Source organism: Xanthomonas sp. LF02-5 (assembly GCF_034105325.1).
In the GTDB taxonomy this organism is placed as follows: domain Bacteria; phylum Pseudomonadota; class Gammaproteobacteria; order Xanthomonadales; family Xanthomonadaceae; genus Xanthomonas_A; species Xanthomonas_A sontii.
Genome location: NZ_JAXGGF010000021.1, coordinates 1 through 548, shown reverse-complemented (window position 1 = coordinate 548; position 548 = coordinate 1). Strand labels below are relative to the sequence as shown.

The 548-nt window shown below is 67.3% G+C and carries 1 protein-coding gene; it reads left to right on the top strand.

Annotated elements, in window-relative coordinates:
- Positions 1 to 548: flagellin hook IN motif-containing protein (locus SLW52_RS21055; protein ID WP_320744262.1), on the top strand; the 548-nt coding region annotated here is incomplete at both ends.

The window sequence follows — 548 nt, the reverse complement described above, 5'->3', positions numbered from 1 at the left end:
TCGCGTCTCCAGCCAGACCAACTTCAACGGTACCAAGCTGCTGGACGGCTCCTTCTCCGGCGCGCTGTTCCAGGTCGGCGCCGACGCCGGCCAGACCATCGGCATCAACAGCATCGTCAACGCCAGCGCCGCCTCGCTGGGCAAGGCCGGCTTCGCCGCCACCCAGACCACCACCAACGCCCTGGCCTCGGGTACCGCCACCGCCAGCGGCAGCTTCTCCGGCATGTCCGTCAACGGCGTCAGCATCGCCTCGGTCTCGGTGGCCGTCGGCGACGTGGACACCGATGTGGCCAAGAAGATCGCATCGGCGATCAACGACAAGCTGGCCCAGACCGGCGTGTACGCCTCGGTGGACAGCAGCAACAAGCTGAAGCTGGAATCGGTTAAGGGCGGCCAGGACTTCTCGTTCACCGCGGGCAGCGCCACCGGTGCCACCGGCATCACCTTCGACCAGAGCGGCATCGCCGCCACTGCCACTGCCGCCGCGGGTACCACCAACTTCCTGAAGGACGTGGACATCTCGACCTTCCAGGGCGCGCAGAAGGCGC